The 4,539-nt window shown below is 69.9% G+C and carries 4 protein-coding genes and 1 pseudogene; 2 read left to right on the top strand and 3 right to left on the bottom strand.

What is annotated here, in order from left to right:
• The 3 genes and pseudogenes from ACTHL9_RS00920 to ACTHL9_RS00910 form a co-directional block, all read right to left on the bottom strand.
• Positions 1-225: pseudogene (locus ACTHL9_RS00920) on the bottom strand (bifunctional rhamnulose-1-phosphate aldolase/short-chain dehydrogenase); the annotation flags it as partial.
• Between the two features lie 55 nt (positions 226-280).
• Complete coding sequence (gene rhaI / locus ACTHL9_RS00915) at positions 281-1,444, bottom strand: L-rhamnose isomerase (RefSeq protein ID WP_440516746.1); 1,164 nt, start codon at positions 1,442-1,444, stop codon at positions 281-283.
• Positions 1,444-1,842: an L-rhamnose mutarotase gene (locus ACTHL9_RS00910; protein ID WP_440516745.1), complete on the bottom strand. Its 399-nt coding sequence runs from the start codon at positions 1,840-1,842 to the stop codon at positions 1,444-1,446. Before ACTHL9_RS00910 ends, rhaI begins: the two co-directional genes overlap by 1 nt.
• A gap of 338 nt (positions 1,843-2,180) precedes the next feature.
• On the opposite strand from ACTHL9_RS00910, the gene ACTHL9_RS00905 reads away from it, so the two are divergent.
• Entirely contained in the window at positions 2,181-4,229 is a 2,049-nt protein-coding gene (locus ACTHL9_RS00905; RefSeq protein ID WP_440516744.1) for a DUF6807 family protein, read from the top strand.
• On the top strand, positions 4,229-4,539 hold a 311-nt coding region (locus tag ACTHL9_RS00900; RefSeq protein WP_440516743.1), incomplete at its 3' end, for a hypothetical protein. The genes ACTHL9_RS00905 and ACTHL9_RS00900, both read left to right, overlap by 1 nt.

Raw genomic sequence — 4,539 nt, 5'->3', positions numbered from 1 at the left:
CCGGTCCAGCCGGAGGATCGCGAGGTTCTTCTCGGTCAGCGTCCCGAGGTCTCCCCCGGAGCCCTTGACCCACAGGAGCTCGACGGGCTCGCCCGTGACGGGGTCGGTCTCAGTGCCCTTGGCGGAGGTGTTGCCACCGGCGTAGTTCGTGTTGCGCTTGTCGGCGCCCAGCCGGTTCGAGCGGGCGATCAAATCGGCCACAGCCGGATTCTGGGTGTGGTTCATCGTGTCCTCTGCGTAAGTCTCTTTGGGTGCGTAGGTCTTTTTTGGGAAGAGGGAACTATGCGCCCCAGCCGGCCTGGGTGCCGCCGACGCGGGTCTCGTTGATGAGCTTCTGGTAGCCCGAAGCGGCGTAGGCCGCCATCGGGTCTGCGGGCAGCCCCCGCTCGTCGCGCCACGCCGCAAGGGCCGGGCGCACATCGGTGTAGAACGCGTCCATGAAGATCGCGTTCGCGGCCAGGACGTCGTGGTTGCGCTGCGCCTCCCCGAGCGCCTCGCGATCGAGGAGCAGGGCGCGCAGGGCCATCTCCTGGACGTTGAGCACCGAGCGGATCTGGCCCGGGATCTTCTCCTCGAGGTTGTGGCACTGGTCGAGCATGAGGGCCACGGGTGAGTTGGGCTCGAGGCCGCCGCCGCGGGCCACCTCGACCATGATGCGGAACAGCTGGAACGGGTCGGCCGCGCCGACGATGAGATCGTCGTCGGCATAGAAGCGCGAGTTGAAGTCGAAGGAGCCAAGCTTCCCGAGGCGCAGGAGCTGGGCCACGATGAACTCGATGTTCGTGCCCGGAGCGTGATGGCCTGTGTCGAGGCACACGAACGCCTTCTCGCCGAGGGCCAAGGTCTGGGCGTAGGAGGTGCCCCAGTCCGGGACGTCGGTGTGGTAGAACGCCGGCTCGAAGAACTTGTACTCGAGCACGAGGCGCTGGTCGTCGCCGAGGCGCGCGTAGATCTCGGCGAGGGACTCTGCGAGGCGATCCTGGCGGGCACGGATGTCGTCCTGGCCTGGGTAGTTGGTCCCGTCGGCGAGCCAGATCTTCAGGTCGCGGGAGCCGGTCGCGTCCATGATGTCGATGCACTCGAGGTGGTGCTCGATGGCCTTCCGGCGCACAGCCTCATCCGAATGGGTGAGCGAGCCGAACTTGTAGATGTCGTCCTGGAACGTGTTCGAGTTGATCGTGCCGAGCTTCACGCCCAGGCCCTCGGCGTACTCGCGCAAGGCCGCATAATCCTCGACCTTGTCCCATGGGATGTGCAGCGCCACGGACGGGGCAAGGCCCGTCAGCTCGTTGACCTTCGCGGCGTCCTGCAGCTTCTCCTGGACCGTACGGGGCGTGCCGGGCGTGCCGAACACCTTGAAGCGGGTGCCCGAGTTGCCGTAGGCCCACGACGGGACCTCAATGGCAAGGCTGTTCAGTGCCTCCGGGATCTGAAGGGTGCTCATCAGTGCTCTCCTGTCTGTGAAGTCTGGGACGCCAGGCTCCCGGAACGGGCCGCCGCAAGCTGGTCGTCGAGGTTGAAGATCTCGTCAAGCGCAACGAAAGACTCATCGGGCGGGGCGTCGAGGCCGTCGAAGAGGTCGGCCATCTCGGCCTGCCACCTCGCGTTCACCTCGTACGCGGCCATCCGAGCTGCCGCCGCGTCGAGGCTGTCCGTTTCGACGTAGCCGATCAGCAGGCCATCGGGGCTGAGGAAGAGCGAGTAGTTGTTCCATCCCGTGGCCTTGAGCGCCTCCAGCATCTCGGGCCACACGGCAGCGTGGCGACGCTTGTACTCCTCGATCCGGTCGGGGTGGATCCGCTGCTGGAAGCAGATCCTCCGCCGCGCTGCGGTCTCGCTCATGGTGCTCCTGAAGGTGTCGACGGCGACTCTGTCATCGCTTCATGAATCGATTCAAAAGATCGGTCTTCATCAGAGTAAGGCCCAGGATCGGGAAGGGTCAAGGGGTTGCGCATCCCATCGGAGAAGAGCGACGGGCACGCGGCGCCCAGCCCCCCATAACCGCCCCGCGCCCGGCGCGGCGACGCGGGGAAGGGCGCCCCGGGCGGGGACGGGCGCCACCAGGCGAGGCGGCGATCTCTGGACGAACCCTCGCGGCCGTGCCAGACTGCTGGAAAACGCTTTCCATCACAGCTGATGACTAGAAGCTGATCCCCCAGAACACGGCGCAAAGGAGCCCCATGAGCACGCCAGCCTCCCCCACCGCCCGAACGAATCCGGCTCAGACCCCGAACCCGAAGAGCCCCGCCCCTGCGGCGAACACCCCGGCCCGCATCGCCCTCGTCGGCGCGCACGGCTTCGGCTTGGTCCACCTGCGGAACCTCGACCGCCTCACGCGGCAGGGCGCCGTCGTCCTCGACGCCGTGGCCGACCCCCAACCGCCCGATGCTGGAAGCGTTCCGGAGGGGACGCCGTCGTTCGCGTCGCTCGCCGACCTCCTCGCCGCTCGCCCGACGCCGGACGTCGCAATCATCGCCACTCCGCTCCAGACGCACGGACCTCTCGGGGCTGCAGCGCTCGACGCCCGAGCGCACCTCTACCTCGAGAAGCCGCCGGTGCCCTCGCTTGCGGCCTATCGGGAGCTCCTCAGGCACGCGCAGCGCAGCGGGCGCGCCGTGCAGGTCGGCTTCCAGAGCCTCGGTTCGCACGCCCTCCCGGCAATCGAGGCCCTCATCGCGTCGGGCGGGATCGGAAGCGTCCGCTCGATCGGCGCGTTTGGGACGTGGACTCGGGACCTCGCCTATTACGCGCGTTCGCCGTGGGCCGGCAAGCGGAGCCTCAACGGGGTCGAGGTGATCGACGGCGTGGTGACCAACCCGTTGGCCCATGCGGTCGCGACGGCCCTGCGAATCGCGGGCGCGCGGCGCGAGGACGACGTGGCCAGCATCGACACCGACCTCTACCACGCGCACCACATCGAGGCCGACGACACGTCCGTTGTCCGCCTCCGCACCGCGGCGGGCGTCACGATCATGTGCGCCCTCACGCTCTGTGCGGCGGAGTCCGCCGAGCCGTGGGTGACCGTCTACGGCACCGAGGGCGAGGCGGACTTCTACTACACCGAAGACCGGCTCGTGATCCGCACGGAAGACGGCGAGCGCGAGGAGCGCTTCGGCCGCACCGATCTCACCGAGAACCTCCTCGATCACGTGGCCACGGGCGCCCCGCTGCTCAGCTCCCTCGAGGACGCAGGCGCGTTCATGCGCGTCCTCGAGGCGGTCAGGGAAGCGCCCGAGCCGCGCCAGATCGCTGATGACTACGTCGACTGGATCGGCGAGGGCCAGTCCGCGCGGCCGATCGTCCGGGGTGTCGAGGAGGCGCTCGCCCGAGCGGTCAAAGGTCAGGCGACCTTCGCCGAACTCGGTCTCCCGTGGGCGGCTGCCGAGGAGCCCGCAGCAACTCTCTCGCTCCCTGAGGGGCTGGCCGTGGCTGAGCTGCGCGAGGGGCAGCGCCTCGCCCCAACGCTCTCCCCGCGCCCGTACCTTCATCCGGTCAGCACCCTTGGCGGGGTCACCGTCACGGACCAGCTTCCCCTCGACCACGCGTGGCACCTCGGCCTGGGCTTCGCCCTGCAGGACGTCTCCGGGACCAATATCTGGGGCGGCCGCACCTACACCCGGGACGCTGGGCGCTACGTGTGGCGCGACGACCACGGGCGGATTGCGCTCGAGGGCATCGAGAGCGCACCGGGTACGCTCCGGCTCGCCCTGCGCTGGGAAGCGCACGACGGCGGCGCCCTCCTCCGCGAGGACCGCACCGCCACGGCCACAAGGGTTGGCGATGGGGTCTGGCGTCTGGACCTTTCCAGCCGGCTGACGGCTTCTCAGACTGTGAGCCTCGGCGGACCGGGATCGAACGGGAACGCGGGCGGTGGCTACGGAGGGTTCTTCCTGCGGCTCGCGCCGTGCGAGGCTGCGGAGGTCTTCACGCCGGACGCCGAGGGCGAGGCCGCGGTACACGGCCGCCCGGCGCCATGGGTCGCGTGGAGCGCCCGGTTCGGCGGGGTCGAGGCGGGAATCGTCGTCGCCGCCGCGCCTGAGGCGCCGGGCGACCCGTGGTTCGTCCGCCTCGCCGGATATCCCGGGATCGGTTCCGCGCTCGCGTGGGAGCGGGCCGTGGAGCTGTCCGGCGGCGAGACGCTCGAGCGCTCCTTCCGGGTGTGGTTCGTGGACGGACGCGTGGACGCCGCTCGCGTCGCCTCGTTCGTTGCTGGCGAGGGCGCCGCCTGATGGCAGAGAGGGCAGGCCTCCGTCCCCTCCGTCTCCGCGTCGAGGGCAGTCCCCAAGGCCTCACGTCCGGACCCACGCCGCGCCTGTCGTGGCACGCCGAGGGACCGCCGGGGGCAGCGCCCGCAGCGGCCGAGCCGGAGGTGCGCTCTGCGGACGGCAGGCTGCTCTGGGCCCCTGGCCGGCTTCCCCTTCCGCCGCACGCAACGACCCGCGTGACCGTCCCCCTCGAGGCGGGACTGCCGCCGGGTGCCGAGTGCCGTTGGCGCGTGCGGCTCCAGGACACGGACGGCGTGTGGGGCCCGTGGAGCGA

Source organism: Sinomonas sp., from assembly GCF_051955515.1.
Taxonomy (GTDB): Bacteria; Actinomycetota; Actinomycetes; order Actinomycetales; family Micrococcaceae; genus Sinomonas.
This window is presented reverse-complemented; position numbering and strand designations above follow the sequence as displayed.